This window comes from Burkholderia cenocepacia, assembly GCF_900446215.1.
Lineage (GTDB): Bacteria > Pseudomonadota > Gammaproteobacteria > Burkholderiales > Burkholderiaceae > Burkholderia > Burkholderia cenocepacia.
In genome coordinates this window covers 90217-106714 of sequence record NZ_UAQZ01000004.1, presented here as the reverse complement: position 1 = coordinate 106714, position 16498 = coordinate 90217, and the positions used below count along the sequence as shown (strand labels likewise).

16 protein-coding genes and 3 pseudogenes are annotated in these 16498 nt (G+C 67.1%); 11 read left to right on the top strand and 8 right to left on the bottom strand.

Annotated features, from left to right (window positions below; all coding sequences use genetic code 11):
* From DTA15_RS13065 to DTA15_RS13030, 8 genes and pseudogenes are all read left to right on the top strand, one after another.
* Positions 1–162: pseudogene (locus DTA15_RS13065) on the top strand (2-dehydropantoate 2-reductase); the annotation flags it as partial.
* A 238-nt stretch (positions 163–400) separates the two neighbouring features.
* Positions 401–1360, top strand: coding sequence for an AraC family transcriptional regulator (locus tag DTA15_RS13060; RefSeq protein ID WP_006485849.1), 960 nt, complete (start codon positions 401–403; stop codon positions 1358–1360).
* A 120-nt stretch (positions 1361–1480) separates the two neighbouring features.
* Complete coding sequence (locus tag DTA15_RS13055; protein ID WP_006485848.1) at positions 1481–2422, top strand: substrate-binding domain-containing protein; 942 nt, start codon at positions 1481–1483, stop codon at positions 2420–2422.
* 5 nt (positions 2423–2427) lie between these two features.
* Positions 2428–4005, top strand: a complete 1578-nt coding sequence (locus DTA15_RS13050) for a sugar ABC transporter ATP-binding protein (RefSeq protein WP_012493462.1) — start codon at positions 2428–2430, stop codon at positions 4003–4005.
* Complete coding sequence (locus tag DTA15_RS13045; RefSeq protein ID WP_006485854.1) at positions 3992–4999, top strand: ABC transporter permease; 1008 nt, start codon at positions 3992–3994, stop codon at positions 4997–4999. The genes DTA15_RS13050 and DTA15_RS13045 overlap by 14 nt, the downstream gene beginning before the upstream one ends.
* A 46-nt stretch (positions 5000–5045) precedes the next feature.
* Positions 5046–6134: an erythritol/L-threitol dehydrogenase gene (locus DTA15_RS13040; RefSeq protein ID WP_006485836.1), complete on the top strand. Its 1089-nt coding sequence runs from the start codon at positions 5046–5048 to the stop codon at positions 6132–6134.
* Between the two features lie 29 nt (positions 6135–6163).
* A complete protein-coding gene (locus DTA15_RS13035) occupies positions 6164–7711 on the top strand; it encodes an FGGY-family carbohydrate kinase (RefSeq protein ID WP_006485839.1) in 1548 nt (515 codons plus the stop codon).
* Complete coding sequence (locus tag DTA15_RS13030) at positions 7708–8466, top strand: SDR family oxidoreductase (protein ID WP_006485831.1); 759 nt, start codon at positions 7708–7710, stop codon at positions 8464–8466. Before DTA15_RS13035 ends, DTA15_RS13030 begins: the two co-directional genes overlap by 4 nt.
* A 50-nt stretch (positions 8467–8516) precedes the next feature.
* On the opposite strand, the gene DTA15_RS38540 is transcribed toward DTA15_RS13030, so the two are convergent.
* The 7 genes from DTA15_RS38540 to DTA15_RS13000 all read right to left on the bottom strand — a co-directional run bounded on the left by DTA15_RS38540 (position 8517) and on the right by DTA15_RS13000 (position 13975).
* Positions 8517–8657, bottom strand: coding sequence for a hypothetical protein (locus DTA15_RS38540; protein ID WP_162838543.1), 141 nt, complete (start codon positions 8655–8657; stop codon positions 8517–8519).
* 172 nt (positions 8658–8829) lie between these two features.
* The gene (locus tag DTA15_RS13025) at positions 8830–9414 is read right to left on the bottom strand and encodes a nucleotidyltransferase family protein (protein WP_006485855.1); all 585 of its coding nucleotides are present in this window, start codon (positions 9412–9414) and stop codon (positions 8830–8832) included.
* 103 nt (positions 9415–9517) lie between these two features.
* A complete protein-coding gene (locus tag DTA15_RS13020) occupies positions 9518–9805 on the bottom strand; it encodes a M15 family metallopeptidase (protein ID WP_240465898.1) in 288 nt (95 codons plus the stop codon).
* Between the two features lie 179 nt (positions 9806–9984).
* Entirely contained in the window at positions 9985–10224 is a 240-nt protein-coding gene (locus DTA15_RS13015; protein WP_006485840.1) for a type II toxin-antitoxin system Phd/YefM family antitoxin, read from the bottom strand.
* A 68-nt stretch (positions 10225–10292) separates the two neighbouring features.
* Positions 10293–10976 carry a Fe2+-dependent dioxygenase gene (locus DTA15_RS13010; RefSeq protein WP_006485850.1) on the bottom strand — a complete coding sequence of 228 codons (684 nt, stop codon included), beginning with the start codon at positions 10974–10976 and terminating at the stop codon, positions 10293–10295.
* Positions 10973–11728, bottom strand: coding sequence for a tetratricopeptide repeat protein (locus tag DTA15_RS13005; protein ID WP_006485843.1), 756 nt, complete (start codon positions 11726–11728; stop codon positions 10973–10975). Before DTA15_RS13005 ends, DTA15_RS13010 begins: the two co-directional genes overlap by 4 nt.
* 3 nt (positions 11729–11731) lie before the next feature.
* Positions 11732–13975 (bottom strand): TonB-dependent receptor, encoded by a 2244-nt coding sequence (locus DTA15_RS13000; protein ID WP_006485853.1) that lies wholly within the window; start codon positions 13973–13975, stop codon positions 11732–11734.
* 199 nt (positions 13976–14174) lie between these two features.
* Here DTA15_RS13000 and DTA15_RS39030 point away from each other — a divergent pair, with 199 nt between their 5' ends.
* The 3 genes and pseudogenes from DTA15_RS39030 to DTA15_RS12990 all read left to right on the top strand — a co-directional run.
* Positions 14175–14306: a hypothetical protein gene (locus DTA15_RS39030; RefSeq protein WP_256597818.1), complete on the top strand. Its 132-nt coding sequence runs from the start codon at positions 14175–14177 to the stop codon at positions 14304–14306.
* Positions 14272–14512: pseudogene (locus DTA15_RS12995) on the top strand (FitA-like ribbon-helix-helix domain-containing protein). Before DTA15_RS39030 ends, DTA15_RS12995 begins: the two are co-directional and overlap by 35 nt.
* Positions 14509–14921 (top strand): annotated as a pseudogene (locus tag DTA15_RS12990) (type II toxin-antitoxin system VapC family toxin); the annotation flags it as partial. The pseudogenes DTA15_RS12995 and DTA15_RS12990, both read left to right, overlap by 4 nt.
* A 136-nt stretch (positions 14922–15057) precedes the next feature.
* On the opposite strand, the gene DTA15_RS12985 reads toward DTA15_RS12990, so the two are convergent.
* The gene (locus tag DTA15_RS12985; RefSeq protein ID WP_006485851.1) at positions 15058–16353 is read right to left on the bottom strand and encodes an aspartate carbamoyltransferase; all 1296 of its coding nucleotides are present in this window, start codon (positions 16351–16353) and stop codon (positions 15058–15060) included.
* Positions 16354–16498: the final 145 nt, after the last annotated feature.

The window sequence follows — 16498 nt, the reverse complement described above, 5'->3', positions numbered from 1 at the left end:
GACGTCGAGAACCATGCGCGCGTCGAAGCCGATCACGTGATCGGCGACCTGCTCGCGCGGCGCGACCCGCAGGCGGCCGATACGCTGTCGCTGATGCGGATCGCGTACAACCACCTGAAGACGTACGAGGTGCGCACGGCGCGCGAGCACGCGGCGGCGTAAGCCGGCGCGGGCGGCCGTCCGCGCCGTTCCGCGCTGCAACAAATTTGCCGTCCGGCACCGTTTATGGCCGGATTGCGCAAAAAAGTATCGGAAATCAGGCGTAAAGTTGGTGGAGCCGCGCGCTCGATCGACCTACATTGCTTCCCATGCGACCGGTCGCATCGCCGCGCGAGACACGCGGCGATGCGCGCACCGCCGAACAGGCCGGCCAGCGAACCATGGGAATGGAGACGCCAACATGATGCACCCCGATCTCGAAGTGGTCGAAGTGCGACGCGACGAGTCGTTCAAGGTCTGGTCGCATGGCTATCCGTATCGCACGATCCGCTGGCATTTCCATCCCGAATTCGAGCTGCACCTGATCGTCGCGACGCACGGCAAGTATTTCGTCGGCGATCACATCGGCTCGTTCGGCCCCGGCCATCTCGTGCTGCTCGGTCCGAACCTGCCGCACAACTGGGTCAGCGACATGGCCGAAGGCGAAACCGTCGAGCGCCGCAATCTCGTGATCCAGTTCGATCCGTCGTTCGTGCGCCGCTGCATGGACGCGTTCCCCGAATGCCGCGACGCGCAGGCGCTGCTCGACGATGCGCGGCGCGGGGTCGGCTTCGACGCGGCGACGAGCGCCGCGATCGCCCCGCTGTTCGATGCGTTGCTGACCGCGCGCGGGATGCGCCGCATCGCGCTGTTCATGACGATCCTCGAACGGCTGTGCGGCGCGGCCGAACGCACGCTGCTCGCGAGCCCCGCGTACGACCAGGCCGACGTCACGCCGACGCGGCTCAGTCATGCGCTGTCGTATATCGGCAAGAACCTCGCGTCCGAGCTGCGCGAATCCGATCTCGCGCAACTGACCGGGCAAAGCGTCAGCGCGTTCTCGCGCGCGTTCCATCGCCACACCGGCATGCCGTTCGTCCAGTACGTGAATCGTCTGCGGATCGAATCCGCGTGCCAGATGCTGCTTGCCGACGACGCGAGCATCACCGATATCTGCTTCCAGGCCGGCTTCAACAACGTGTCGAACTTCAACCGCCAGTTCCGCGCGGTGAAGGGGATGGCGCCGTCCGAATTCCGCGCGCTGCAGCGCCTGAACGCGCGCAGCCGCGAGCTGGCGCTGCATGCGGCGCCGACCGGCAATCCGCTGCCGCCGCGCGTGCTGACGCCCGGCGCCCCGGAGCTCGTGCCGCAGCCCGGATGATCGCCGGGCCGTTGCCCGCCTGAGTTTTCCTAACCGTTTCACCCCGCCGATCGCGCCGTTCACGTCGCGAGGGGCGCATTCACCCACGAAAAAGCTGCACACAATTCAGGAGACACCGTCATGACGCACGCATCGCCCGCTTCATCCCCCCGTCGCGCCGCCCGCCTGGCGGCCGTTGCCGCGCTCGCCGTCGCGGCCCTGTTGCCCGCCGCCGCGCATGCCGCGCCGCTGCGGATCGGCATGACGTTCCAGGAACTGAACAACCCGTATTTCGTGACGATGCAGAAGGCGCTGAACGACGCGGCCGCATCGATCGGCGCGCAGGTCGTCGTCACCGACGCGCATCACGACGTCAGCAAGCAGGTGAGCGACGTCGAGGACATGCTGCAGAAGAAGATCGACATCCTGCTCGTGAACCCGACCGATTCGACCGGCATCCAGTCGGCGATCACGCAGGCGAAGAAGGCCGGCGCGGTCGTCGTGGCGGTCGATGCGAACGCGAACGGCCCGGTCGATTCGTTCGTCGGCTCGAAGAATTACGACGCGGGCGTGATGTCGTGCGAATACCTCGCGAAGGCGATCGGCGGCAGCGGCGAGGTCGCGATCCTCGACGGCATTCCGGTCGTGCCGATTCTCGAGCGCGTGCGCGGCTGCAAGGCCGGGCTCGCGAAATTCCCGAACGTGAAGCTCGTCGACACGCAGAACGGCAAGCAAGAGCGCGCGACCGCGCTGTCGGTCACCGAGAACATGATCTCCGCGCATCCGAACCTGAAGGGCCTCTTCAGCGTGAACGACGGCGGCTCGATGGGCGCGCTCGCCGCGATCGAGGGTTCCGGCAAGGACATCAAGCTGACGAGCGTCGACGGCGCGCCCGAGGCGATCGCCGCGATCCAGAAGCCGAACTCGAAGTTCATCGAGACGACCGCGCAGTTTCCGGCCGACCAGGTGCGCATCGCGCTCGGCATCGCGATCGCGCGCAAGTGGGGCGCGACGGTGCCGAAGGCGATTCCCGTCGACGTGAAGGTCGTCGATCGCGGCAACGCGAAGGGTTTCAGCTGGTGAACGACGTGCGACGCGACGCGAAGGGCGGCGGCGCGGCCGACGCCCTTCGCACGGAGAAGCCGATGGACACGATACTCAGGCTCAGCCATATCACGAAAAGCTTTCCCGGCGTGAAGGCGCTGTCCGACATCGATCTGCAGATCGCGCGCGGCGAGATCCATGCGCTGCTCGGCGAGAACGGCGCGGGCAAGTCGACGCTGATGAAGATCCTGTGCGGCATCCACCAGCCGGATGCCGGCACGATCGAGATCGACGGCGCCGCGCGCCATTTCGCGGACTATCACGACGCGGTCGCGGCCGGCGTCGGCATCGTATTCCAGGAATTCAGCCTGATTCCGCATCTCGATGCCGTCGACAACCTGTTCCTCGGCCGCGAGCTGCGCAACCGCTGGGGCGCGCGCGACCGCAAGCGGATGCGCGCGGCGGCCGCGGCCATCTTCGCGCGCCTGGGCGTGGCGATCGATCTCGACGCGCCGATCCGCACGCTGTCGGTCGCGCAGCAGCAGTTCGTCGAGATCGGCAAGGCGCTGTCGCTCGATGCGCGCATCCTGATCCTCGACGAACCGACCGCCACGCTGACGCCGGCCGAGGCCGAACACCTGTTCGCGATCATGCGCGAGCTGAAGCGGCAGGGCGTCGCGATGATCTTCATCTCGCATCACCTCGACGAGATCTTCGCGGTATGCGACCGCATCACGGTGCTGCGTGACGGCCAGTACGTCGCGACGACCGAGGTCGCGCGCACCGACGTCGAGCAACTGGTGCGGATGATGGTCGGCCGCCGGATCGAAAGCAGCTTTCCGCCGAAACCTGCGCTTGCGGCCGACGCGCCGGCCGTGCTCGAGGTCGACGCGCTGCAGATCGAGCGCGACGGCCCGGTGAACCGCTTCGCGCTGCGGGCCGGCGAGATCCTCGGCTTTGCCGGCCTGGTCGGCTCGGGCCGCACGGAAACCGCGCTCGCGGTGATCGGCGCGACGCGTGCGCATCGCAAGGAGTTGCGCGTACGCGGCGCGGCGGCGAAGCTCGCCGATCCGGCCGACGCGCTGCGCGCGGGCATCGGCATCCTGCCGGAAAGCCGCAAGACGGAAGGGCTCGTCACGTCGTTCTCGATTCGCGACAACATCTCGCTGAACAACCTCGGCAAGTACCGGTCGATGCGCTGGCTGATCGACCGGCGCGGCGAGGCGCGCACCACGCACGACGTGATGCGGCGCGTCGGCGTGAAGGCGCCGTCGATCCACACCGAGGTCGCGACGCTGTCCGGCGGCAACCAGCAGAAGGTCGTGATCGCGCGCTGGCTGAACCATCACACGTCGGTGCTGATCTTCGACGAGCCGACGCGCGGCATCGACGTCGGCGCGAAAGCCGAAATCTACGGGCTGATGCGCGAACTCACCGCGCGCGGCTACGCCATCATCATGATCTCGTCCGAGTTGCCGGAAATCGTCGGCATGTGCGATCGCGTCGCCGTGTTCCGGCAGGGCCGCATCGAGGCGACGCTCGCCGGCGACGAGATCGATCCCGACACGGTCATGACCTATGCCACGGCCGGCACGCGAGGAGCGACCCATGAACCTGCCTGATTCTTCTTCCACGCCTTCCACGACGCTCGCGGCCACGGCCGGCGACGCGCCGCCGCCGCGCGCGATGTGGGCGCAGCTGCGCCGCTCGACGCTGTTCTATCCGCTCGTCGGCCTGATCGTCGTGTGCATCGCGATGATGATCGCGAGCCCGAGCTTCCTGTCCGCCGCGAACCTCGAGAACGTGCTGCGCCAGGTGTCGATCAACGCGATCATCGCGGTCGGCATGACCTGCGTGATCCTGACGGGCGGGATCGACCTGTCGGTCGGCTCGGTGATGGCGTTGTCGGGCACGCTCGCGGCCGGGTTGATGGTCGCGGGCGTCAACGCGGTCGCCGCGCTGGCGATCGGCATCGCGGTCGGCCTCGGCTTCGGCTTCCTGAACGGCGTGTTCGTCGCGTTCGCGGGAATGCCGCCGATCATCGTCACGCTCGCGACGATGGGCATCGCGCGCGGCCTCGCGCTGATCTACACGGGCGGCTATCCGATCGACGGGCTGCCCGACTGGGTCGCGTTCTTCGGCAGCGGCAAGGTGCTCGGCATCCAGGCGCCGGTGCTGATCATGCTGGTGGTCTATGCGATCGCGTGGCTGCTGCTCGACCGGATGCCGTTCGGCCGCTACGTGTACGCGATCGGCGGTAACGAGCAGGCGACGCGGCTCACCGGCGTGCGGGTCGCGCGCGTGAAACTGATCGTCTACACGCTGGCCGGCGTCACGTCGGCGCTCGCCGCGATCGTGCTGACCGGGCGCCTGATGAGCGGGCAGCCGAACGCGGGTGTGGGTTTCGAGCTCGACGCGATCGCGGCGGTCGTGATGGGCGGCACGTCGATCTCCGGCGGGCGCGGCGCGATCCTCGGCACGCTGGTCGGCGCACTGCTGCTCGGCGTGCTCAACAACGGGCTCAACATGATCGGCGTGAACCCGTATGTGCAGAACGTGATCAAGGGCGGAATCATCCTGCTCGCGATCTACATCAGCCGCGAACGATCGCGATAATGAAAAAATCATCGGTTATCCGAATCACTCAGGAAAGAGACAACTCATGACGACACCCGAAGCCCAGCCGCGCATGACCGCGGTCGTCTGCCACGGCCCCGAGGACTATCGCGTCGAACAGGTCGCGAAGCCGAATCCCGGCGTGAACGAGCTCGTGATCCGCATCGCCGCGTGCGGGATCTGCGCGAGCGACTGCAAGTGCTACACCGGCGCCAAGATGTTCTGGGGCGGCCCCAGCCCGTGGGTGAAGGCGCCGGTGATTCCCGGCCATGAATTTTTCGGCTACGTCGAAGCGCTCGGCGACGGCGCGGCCGAGCATTTCGGCGTCGCGCTGGGCGACCGCGTGATCGCCGAGCAGATCGTGCCGTGCGGCAAGTGCCGCTATTGCAAGTCGGGCCAGTACTGGATGTGCGAAGTGCACAACATCTTCGGCTTTCAGCGCGAGGTGGCCGACGGCGGGATGGCCGAGTACATGCGCATTCCGCCGACCGCGATCGTCCACAGGATTCCGCTCGGCGTATCGCTCGAGGATGCCGCGATCATCGAGCCGCTGTCGTGCGCGATCCATACGGTGAACCGCGGCGACGTGCAGCTCGACGACGTCGTCGTGATCGCGGGCGCGGGCCCGCTCGGGCTGATGATGACGCAGGTCGCGCACCTGAAGACGCCGAAGAAGCTCGTCGTGATCGACCTGATCGACGAACGGCTCGAGCTCGCGCGGCAGTATGGCGCCGACGTGACGATCAACCCGAAGCGCGACGACGCGCGCGAGATCGTCCGCGCGCTCACCGACGGCTATGGCTGCGACGTATACATCGAGACGACCGGCGCGCCGGTCGGTGTGAACCAGGGGCTCGACCTGATCCGCAAGCTCGGCCGCTTCGTCGAGTTCAGCGTGTTCGGCGAGGATGCGACCGTCGACTGGTCGATCATCGGCGACCGCAAGGAGCTCGACGTACGCGGCGCGCACCTCGGGCCATACTGCTATCCGGTCGCGATCGACCTGCTCGCGCGCGGGCTCGTCACGTCGAAAGGCATCGTCACGCACGGTTTCGCGCTCGAGGACTGGGACGACGCGATCCGCGTCGCGAAATCGCCCGAATCGATCAAGGTGCTGCTGAAGCCGGCCCGCTGACGGCCGGCGTGCGCCTCACCGGAGACATCATGGAATACGTCATAGGCGTCGACATCGGCACGCAGAGCACCAAGGCGCTGCTGGTCGACCGGCACGGCACGATCGTCGCGCGGCGCTCGGCCGGCTACCAGCCCGATACGCCGCGCCCGCTGTGGGCCGAGCAGTGGCCGCACGTGTGGTTCGACGCGGTGCTCGACTGCATCGGCGGCTGCGTGAGCGACGCGCGCGCGCAGGGCGTGCCGGCCGACGCGATCCGGGCGGTGTGCGTGAGCAGCCTGTACGGCGGCTCGGGCATCCCGGTCGACAGCGACATGCGGCCGCTGCATCCGTGCCTGATCTGGATGGACCGGCGCGCGACCGCGCAAGTCGACTGGGTCGACGAACACGTGAACGTCGAGCGGCTGCGCGTGATCACCGGCAACGGCGTCGACAGCTACTACGGCTTCACCAAGATGCTGTGGCTGCGCGACCAGCGGCCGGACGTGTGGGCGAACGTGCGCTATTTCCTGCCGCCGAACGCGTATGTGATCTACCTGCTGACCGGTGAAGTCGCGGTCGATCACAGTTCGGCCGGCAATATCGGCGGCGTGTACGACGTCGCGCGCCGCGAGTGGTCCGACGACGCGCTCGACATGCTCGGCATTCCGGCGACGATGATGCCCGAGCGGCTGGTCGATTCGACGGACGTCGTCGGCGGCCTGCTGTCGCAATGGACCGCGCAACTCGGGCTGCCGGCCGGCACGCCGGTCGTCGCGGGCGGCGTCGATGCGGCCGTGGCGACCTTCGCCGCCGGCGCGACGCGCACCGGGCAGCACGTCGCGATGATCGGCACCAGCATGTGCTGGGGCTACGTGAACCGGCACGTCGATGCGCGGCACGGCCTCGTCAGCATGCCGCACGTGTTCAACGGGCAGCGCGACCTGTACGTGTTCGGCGGTGCGATCGCGGCCGGCGCATCCGTCGCGTGGTTTCGCGACCAGTTCTGCCACGCGGAAACCGACGCGGCGCGCCTGCTGCCGCACGGCGATCCGCACGTGCTGCTCGAGGAGGCGGCCGAGCGTGTGCCGGCCGGCGCCGACGGCGTGCTGTTCCTGCCGTATCTGATGGGCGAGCGCAGCCCGGTGTGGGATGCGAAGGCGAGCGGCGCGTTCGTCGGGCTGAGTCTCGCGCACACGCGTGCGCATCTTTATCGAGCGGTGCTCGAAGGCGTCGCGTTCGCGTTGCGTCACAACATCGAGGCCGGCCGCCGGGGCGCGGCGGCGCTGGACGATCGGTTGATCGTCGTCGGCGGCGCCGCGCATTCGGCGCTGTGGATGCAGATCATCGCGGACATGACGGGTTTTCCGGTGTGGACGATCGAGCAGGACGTCGAAGCCGCGATGGGCGCCGCGCTGCTTGCGGGCGTCGGCGCAGGGCTCGTGTCGGACGATGACGCGCAGGGCGGCTGGGTCACGCTCGTCGAGCGCGCACGGCCCGATGCCGAGCGTGCGAACACGTACGACGCGCGTTTTTCGCTCTATACGGCGTTGTATCCGGCACTCAAGCCGATCATGCACAGGCTGGGCACCTCATCATGAACACACGATTCGATTTCAGCGGGGCAACGGTGCTCGTCACGGGCGCGTCGAGCGGAATCGGCCGCGCCTGCGCGGTCGCGCTGGCGCAAGCGGGCGCGCGCGTTGTCGCGGCAGGGCGCGACATGGCCGCGCTCGACACGCTCGCCGGCGAGATTGCATGCGATACGTTGCGCCTGGACGTCGGCGGTGACGAGCAATCGATCGATGCCGCACTCGCCGCGTACGAGGCGTTCGACGGCCTCGTCAATTGCGCGGGGATCGCGTCGCTCGAACCGGCGCTCGAGGTCGGCGCCGCGCAGTTCGATCGTGTGATGGCCGTCAATGCGCGCGGCGCGGCGCTCGTCGCGCGGGCCGTGGCGCGCAGGATGATCGAGCGCGACGGACGCGGCGCGGCGCACGCACGGGGCAGCATCGTCAACGTGTCGAGCCAGGCCGCGCTCGTCGGGCTGCCCGCGCATTTGAGCTATTGCGCGTCGAAGGCGGCGATGGACGCGATCACGCGCGTGCTGTGCATCGAACTCGGGCCGCACGGCATTCGTGTGAACAGCGTGAACCCCACCGTCACGCTCACGCCGATGGCGCAGTTCGCGTGGAGCGAACCGGAGAAGCGTGCGCCGATGCTCGCTGCGATTCCGCTCGGCCGGTTCGCGGAGCCGCACGAAGTCGTCGAACCGATCCTGTTTTTGCTGAGCGATGCGGCGTCGATGATCAGCGGCGTGTCGCTGCCGATCGACGGCGGGTATACGGCGCGCTAGATCGCGTCACGGAAGTCGCGGGCTGAAGTCGCGGCGCGGCCGGCGCGCGGCTAGACCGGATCCTTGCTCGGCGGCCCGTCCGGTTGCTGCGGATTGTCGTGATGACCGGGCGGCGACGCGAACGGATCGTCTTCCGGATCGCGGTTCGGGTCGGCCGGTGGCTCGGGCGTCGGGGTCGTGTGATCGCTCATGGAGAACTCGCGCGGTGCGTGACGGCGGTGGCGCGGCGGATGCGCCTCGTCTCCGTTATAGCCAATCGGGCGCGTGTTTGCAGCGCGATTCTTGCGACCGGTGGACGATCGTCGGCGAAATTCGTCCATTGACGGTGTTCGTGCGGGATCGTGCAGAACCGCACCATCGAAGTCAGCGCAAATCCGCCGGCGTATCGACGTCGCGCAGGATGCCGGGATCGTCGACATCGAGCAGGGTCACCGGCACGCTGGCGAACAGCGCACGGGCGCCCGTGTCGCCGTCGAGGGCGGCGAGCGCATCGAAATGGTGCGCGGCGAAGCCGACCGGATGGCCGCGCACGCCGCGATGCGCGGGCGCGACGATCGACGCGTTGTCGGCTTCGAGCGCGCGGGTGACGGTTTCGTAGGTGGAAGCGGCGATCCACGGCATGTCGCCGAGCGCGACGAGCCAGCCGTTCGAATCGGGCGTGGTGCGGACGCCGGCCGCGAGGCTTGCGCCCATCCCGCGCAACGCATCGGGGGCATAGACGACCTGACAGCCGGCTTCATTCAGCAGAATCGCAAGCTTTTCGGCGCCGGGACGCACGACGGCGATCACGTCGGCGGTGGCGGCCGCGAGACGGCGCGCGGCGGCGACCGCCACCGGCGTGCCGTCGGGAAGCCGGGCGAGCAGCTTGCTGTGCAGGCCGCTCGGGTCGAAGCGTTGACCAAGGCCGCCGGCGAGCAGGACGCCGGTGGCGAGTGACGCATAGGACATCGGCGCGGGGGGAGGGAGACAGGTGCTGCGATTGTGCGGGAGCCCGCGGGGATCGGCAAGTGAGGATGTTACCGAGTCACGCGTGTCGGATCGGGGAAAACCGTCATCGCGACGTTTCGTCGAGCAGGCTTTCGTCGACGGGACCGTAAATTGCGTGCGATTCGTTCTGCATGACGGCCCAATAGCGGTCGCCGTATGACCAATGCCACCATTCGGACGGGTAATTCGTGAGGCCGGCGCGGGTCAGTGCGTCGATCAGGAACTGGCGGTTTCGTGCGGCCGGGCGGCTGATGAACGGGTTATGTGTGTAGCAGGCGCCGGATGATTGGTGGTCGGTGGCATCGAGTATGCAGCCGATGTCGAGTTCGGCGGCTGCGGTCGTTTTGGTCAGACGAATCGCCGATATGCCAGAGTCTGGTGGAAGATGCGCCTCGGTTCGGCCGGCGGGGCCGGCGACGCTTACCAGAGCGTCACGATGTGCGCGTACGCGCGGATTTTTTCGTCGCGGGTGTCAGCTGAGCGCCGAGTCGCGTACTGCCCACCACACCGATGCATGCGTATCCAGCACGATCACCGCGACGTCTCCCAATCCTCTTTCGCAATCGGATCGAGAGGATTGTCGTAGCGCATGACCGAACCGCGCAATATGTCCAACGGCTGAGCTTCGCGCGAGCGATACGGCCGAATCTCGAACGTCGGTTTGCCGTGGTCGGTGACGATCAATCCCTCGCCCGACACGTCGACGAGCCGGAAGTATTCGAGTGCGCGCGCCTTGAATTCGGATTTCGATACGGGAGCGTGCGGCATCACGATATGAGCAGGGTCATTTGACGAGATCGTTTTGGACCCGTCTTTCGACGCGGCGCGACTGACTCATGCTACGCATCCGCCCACTTCCTCAACAGGTTGTGATAAATCCCGGTGAGCGAAATGACCATCGGATCCTTCGCCCCTTTTTCCGCGGAAAGCGCCTGAATCTGCGTATCGAGCTGAAACAGCAGCGTGCGATCGCTGTCGTCGCGCACCATGCTCTGAATCCAGAAGAACGACGCCACGCGCTCGCCGCGCGTCACCGGCGTCACGTGATGCAGGCTCGACGCCGGATACAGCACGAGGTCGCCTGCCGGCAGCTTCGCGCGATGCACGCCATACGTATCCTCGACGCACAGCTCGCCGCCGTCGTACGCACCGGGTTCCTCGAGGAACAGCGTCGCCGACAGATCGCTGCGCACGCGGAAATCCGTGCCGCGCAGCAGCCGGATCGCGTTGTCGACGTGGGTGCCGAACGTCTCGCCGCCTTCATAGCGATTGAACAGCGGTGGAAATACCTTGAGCGGCAGCGCCGCCGAAAAGAACAGCGGATGGCGGGCGAGTGCGTCCTGAATCGCATCGCCCACCGCACGCGCGACCGGCGAGCCTTCCAGCAATTGCCGGTTGCGTTTCGCGAGCGCCGACTGCGCGCCGGACGTTGCGTTGCCGTCGACCCATTCGGCGGCATCGAGCAGTTCGCGGCATTGCGCGACTTGCGCTTGGGTCAGTACGCCGGGGATGTGAAGCATCATGATGCGGATTCCATTGCGTGCGGCGCGAGTTGCATGGCCGCCGAACGAAAAGCATCGAGCGGCGACGACACGAGATACGCGCGCATTTTCGCGATGAACGCGGGGGTCGCGGTGGCCGGCACCCGCGCGAGCCAGACGAGCGCCTCGTCGACGCGCCCGCGTTCGGCGAGCAGCCGCGCATAGTTGAACTGGCCGCGGAAGTCGCCGGCGACGGCCGCGCGGCGATAGTGGTCGAACGCGGCGTCGGTGTCGACCGCGACGACCCAGCCGTCCTCGTAGAAACCGCCGATCAGGTTGATCGATTTCGCATGGCCGAGCGCGGCCGCGCGGCGGAACCAGTCGAGCGCGTCGGTGCGGTTCTCGTCGACGCCGTTGCCGAGGGCGAGTGCGGTCGCGTAGTTGTACATGCCCCAGTCGAGGCCCGCCTGCGCGGCCAGCCGGTACCAGTACACGGCGACCGGCGCGCAGGCGGCCGTGCCCCAGCCGAACTCGTAGCAGCGTCCGAGCATGTTCATCGCCATCGGGTGGCCGGCTCGCGCCGCGTGCCGGAACCAGTTGAACGCGGCGGCCGGATCGCGTGCGACGCCGTGCCCGTCGAGCAGGTATTGCCCGTAGACGGCCTGCGCGTCGACGATGCCGTGCTCGGCCGCCGCCGCGACCCACGCGGCGGCGCGCTCCGGCGGCCCGGCCAGGATGTCGGCGAACTCGCGCGGCGATACCGACGCGAGCGCCTTCAGCGATACGGCCTCCATCGATCAGTAGCGCGCGTTCAGCGTGACGAACGCCGAGCGGCCCGGCGCGATCGACGCATAGTGCGCCGGATACGCCTGATCGAAGTAGGTGCGGTTGAACAGGTTGTTCACGTTCAGCTGCAGGTCGAGCTTCTTGTTGATCCGGTACTGCGCCATCGCGTCGAAGCGCCAGTACGACGGTACGGCGCGCAGGTTCGCGGGATCGCCGAACACTTCCGACATGTAGAACGCGCCGCCGCCGACCGTGAATTTCGGCGTGACGTCGTAGTTCGACCACATCGTGAGGCTGTGCTTCGGCGTATTCGGGAAGCGGTTGCCGTTGTTCGCGGTGTCCTTGCCGTTGTCGCGCAGTTCGCTCTTCATGTACGTGTAGCCGCCGAACACCTGCCACTGCTTCGTGACCTGGCCGGCGAGGCCGAGCTCGAGACCCTGCACGCGTTTGTTGCCGACCATCGCGTACTGGTTGTTCGGCAGCGTCACGCGTGCGTTCGTCGTATCGATCTGGAACAGCGCGGCCGTCAGCGACAGCTTGTCGTTCAGCACGTTCCACTTCGTGCCGAGCTCGATGCTGCGGTTCTTTTCCGGCGAAAGCTGATCGGCGTTCGGGCCGACGCCGCCGCGGCCCGGCGTGAGCGACTGCGTTTCGCTGCCTTCGCCGAGCAGCATGCCGGCAGGCGTCGACGACGTCGCATACGACGCATAGATGCTGCCGTTCTGCGCGGGCTTGAACACGAGGCCTGCCTGCCAGTTGAAGAGCGTGTCGTCGCGCGTATACGTCTTGCCGCCATTCGCCTTGGTGTCGGTGAAGCGGGTCGAGTAGTCGTCGACGCGCACGCCGGCGTTGACCTGCCAGCGCGGCGTGATCTCGATCGTGTCGAAGCCGTAGATCGACTTCGTCGTGGTGCGCGCATGCGCGTAGTCGTTGTTGCGCGTGATCGAGCCGGCCCACGGATCGTTCGGGTTCGGCGACCACAGGCTCGTGCAGTTGTAGCCCGACGGCGCGCCGATGCCTTTCTGGCAGATCGTGCCCTTGTCGGTCGCGACCGTGTACGAATCGCGCTTGCCCCATTCGCGCGACAGTTCGATGCCGGTCGTGAAGCTGTGCTTGAACGGGCCCGTGCGGAATTCGCCGAACAGCTCGGTCAGGTTCGCGAGGCTGTTGATCGAGCTGTTGCGGTTGTTGTTGCGGCGCCAGACTTTGCCGTTCACCACGTTGCCCTGGCTGTCGTCCGGCTGCGTCCAGATGTAGTCCTGCGTCGATTCCGTGTAGCGCGTGGTGTTGCGCACCGTGAGGTTGGGCGTGATGTCGTGCTCGATCTTGATCGTGCTGATGTCCGACGTGGTCTTGCGGAAGTCGCGGTCGATCAGGCCGTAGAAGTTGTGGCGATCGACGGGCGCCGGATAGATCGTGTCGACGTTCGCGGGCTTGTTCGACGTCGTGTAGAAGTACGGGATGCCGCCGTCGGGCATGTCGTCCGTTTGCAGGTGGTAGTAGCTCGCGGTCACGCGCGTCGACGTGCCGAGGCCGAACGCGATCGACGGCGCGACGCCCCAGCGCTCGTTGTTGACGGCGTCGCGGCCGGCGACGTCGTTGTTGTGGCTCATCAGGTTCAGGCGGAACGCGGCGTGATCGGCGAACTGCCAGTTGCCGTCGGCGGTGAAGCGGCGATAGCGGTCGGTGCCGAGGCCCGCGCTCGCGGCGGCCGTCGTGCCGAGATGCGGGGCCTTCGTGATCAGGTTGATGCTGCCGCCGGCGCCGCCGCGGCCGCCGTACGCGCCGTCGGAACCCTTGGTGATCTCGACGCGCTCGGTGTTGAAGATCTCGCGCGTGGTGGCGCCGGTGTCGCGCATGCCGTCGACGAACATGCTGCCCTGCGTGTCGTAGCCGCGGATGAACGGACGGTCGCCGAGCGGGTTGCCGCCTTCGCCGGCGCCGAACGTGATGCCGGGCACGGTGCGCAGCGCTTCGGTCAGCGTCGCCGCGCCGCTGCTCTGGATCAGTTCCTGCGGGATCACGGTGACGGATTTCGGCGTGTCGACGAGCGGCGCGGTGAATTTCGCGGAAGCGGAAAAGTCGGCCTTGTAGCTGTGCTCGGTCTTGCCCTGGATCTCGATCGGCGCGAGATGGCCTTCGGTGCTGGCGGGCGCCGCGGGCGGCGTGCCGTCGGCGAACGCGGGGCTGGCGGCGAGCACGCTGCAGAGGGTGGTGAACTTGCCGAGCTTCAGCTCGTCGGGACGGGACTTCATGGTGCGCTTCGACCTCGCGGTGTGGCCCCGGGGCAGTGCGCTGCGGAAATGTGCATGCCGGCGGGAATTATTACGATTTGTTTTCAGGCGGCATTCTATGTAATTTCCTGTTAAATGAGAAGCGTTCTTGTTCGCGTTTGTGGGGGAATTGTTGACGAATGTGACGGGGTGGTCGCGAGGCGGCCCAGGAGGCGCAAGCATGGCCGAATGGCTGGATATGACGGACCGGCAGGTCGAATTGGACTGGCTGTGTCGCGACGCTCGCCATGACAGCAAAGTGATAGTAGGGGCGCGTCATGCCGGTGATCACCGTTCGAAATTTGCCCGATGAAGTGCACCGCGCGCTTCGGGTCCCGCGCGGCCCGACACGGGCGCAGTACGGAGGCCGAGGTGCGCGACATCCTGGAGCGGGCCGTTCTGCCGGGCGGGCGGCTCGAGCTCGGAACGCTGCTCGCGGAAATCGGGCGGGAAGCGGGCGATGTCGATATCGGCGTGCCGCGCGACGAGACGCCAACCGGTCCGATGAGCTTTGAATGATCCTTGTCGATACGAACGTCATGCCCGAACCGCTGCGGCGTGAGCCGAACGCGGCGGTGATCGAGTGGCTCGATGCGCAGAACGTCGAGACGCTGTATCTCGCGGCGATCGGTCTCGCGGAATTGCGGTCCGGCGTGGCTGCATTGCCGGAGGGCGCAGGCGGGATTGGCTGCAGCAGAGTATCGGGCAGCGTGTGCTGCCGCTGTTTCGCGGTCGGATCCTGCCGTTCGACGACGCGGCGAGCAGGGCGTACGCGAGCTTTTGCGCGCGGACGCGTGCTGCGGGCAATGCGATCGCGGTCACCGATGGCTACATCGCCGCGACGGCCGAGACAAACGGCTCGATCGTGGCCACACGCGACGTCGCGCCGTTCCAGGCGTTGGGGCTGCGCGTCATCGATCCGTGGGCCGTCCGGTTCGCGATCGCCGGTTCTTTTGGCGTGCCGAAATGCAAAACGCGCCGTGGGTGGCGGCGCGTTTTGAATCGAACCATCAGGCTCGTTCCCTGACGCAACGGCGGCAGGGCACGAGCGTTTCGCAGTGGCGTCAATCGATCCCGTGAAACACAGCGTCTTCCGGGCCGAGGTACGCCGGCGGACGCCACGTCGCGTCGCGCATCGAATGCTGGACGAGATTCTCGACACCGAGCAGCACCGCGAAGATCGCCATCCGCACCGGAATGCCGTTGTCGGTCTGCCGGAAGATCGCGAGACGCGGGTCGCGGTTCAGGTCGACCGACAGGTCGTTCGCGCCGGGCCGGCTGTCGCGCGGCAGCGGGTGCATGATCAGCGTGTCCGGCTTGCATACCGAGTCGACGAGCGCCTGGTTGATCTGGAAATCCGGCGTGTAGCCTTCGAACGACTCGTCGGTGAAACGCTCCTTCTGAATTCGCGTCGCGTAGACGACATCCGCTCCGCGCAGCCCGGCCGCGAGGTCGGTCGTCTGCTCGACCACATGGCCGTTCGTCGCGATCTGGTCGACGATGTACGCCGGCATCTCGAGCGTCGGCGGCGATACGAGCGTGAACTTCAGCCCGCGGTACAGCGCGAGCAGCTTGACGAGCGAGTGCACGGTGCGGCCGTACTTCAGGTCGCCGACCAGCGCGATGTGCGCGCCGTCGACGATCTTGCCGAGCCGCGAGAATTCGCGCTGGATCGTATAGAGGTCGAGCAGCGCCTGGCTCGGGTGCTCGCCGGGGCCGTCGCCGCCGTTGATCACCGGCAGGTTGGTCGCGCGCGCGAATTCGGCCACCGAGCCTTTTTCGGGATGGCGGATCACGAGCGCGTCGACGTAGCCGGCCATCACGCGGCTCGTGTCGTAGATCGATTCGCCCTTGGCCATCGACGAGAACGTGAAGCCCGTCGTGTCGCACACCGAGCCGCCGAGCCGGCAGAAGGCCGCGCCGAACGACACGCGTGTACGCGTGCTGGCCTCGAAGAACAGGTTGCCGAGCACGGCGCCTTCGAGCACGCGCGAAATCTTGTGGCGTCGCGCGATCGGCTGCATGACGTCGGCCACGCGGAACAGCGCCTCGACCGAATCCCGCGAGAACTGGTCGACCGAGATCAATTGCGGCTTGCCTTCGAACAGGAACTGCTTCGCGAGCCCTTGTTTGTCTACGCTTTGCGTATAGTTCTCGCCATCCGGCGCCGAGCGCTCGACAATCTCCGACACGAAGCGCTCGACGATCTCGGGCATCCCTCGCGATTCCTGCGAATCGTCGGGAAGTAGCCAGGTATCCAGCGCGCGCCGGCTGACGCCGATGCGATTCGCGAACGCCTCGCGGGTCATGTTGAGGCGGCGCATCGCGTCGCGGAGGAAGGCTTGCTGGGGAACGGTCATCGGCGGCTCCTGGGCGGAAAATATACGCGGTGCGTATATTAGTTCCTGGCGCAATGAAGTCAAGAAAAATCTGCGTGCAAGCGGGGTGTGGCGCGCATGACACTCGGCGGGGCCGTACTGGCGCGCGGCGTGCGTCTCCGTATAA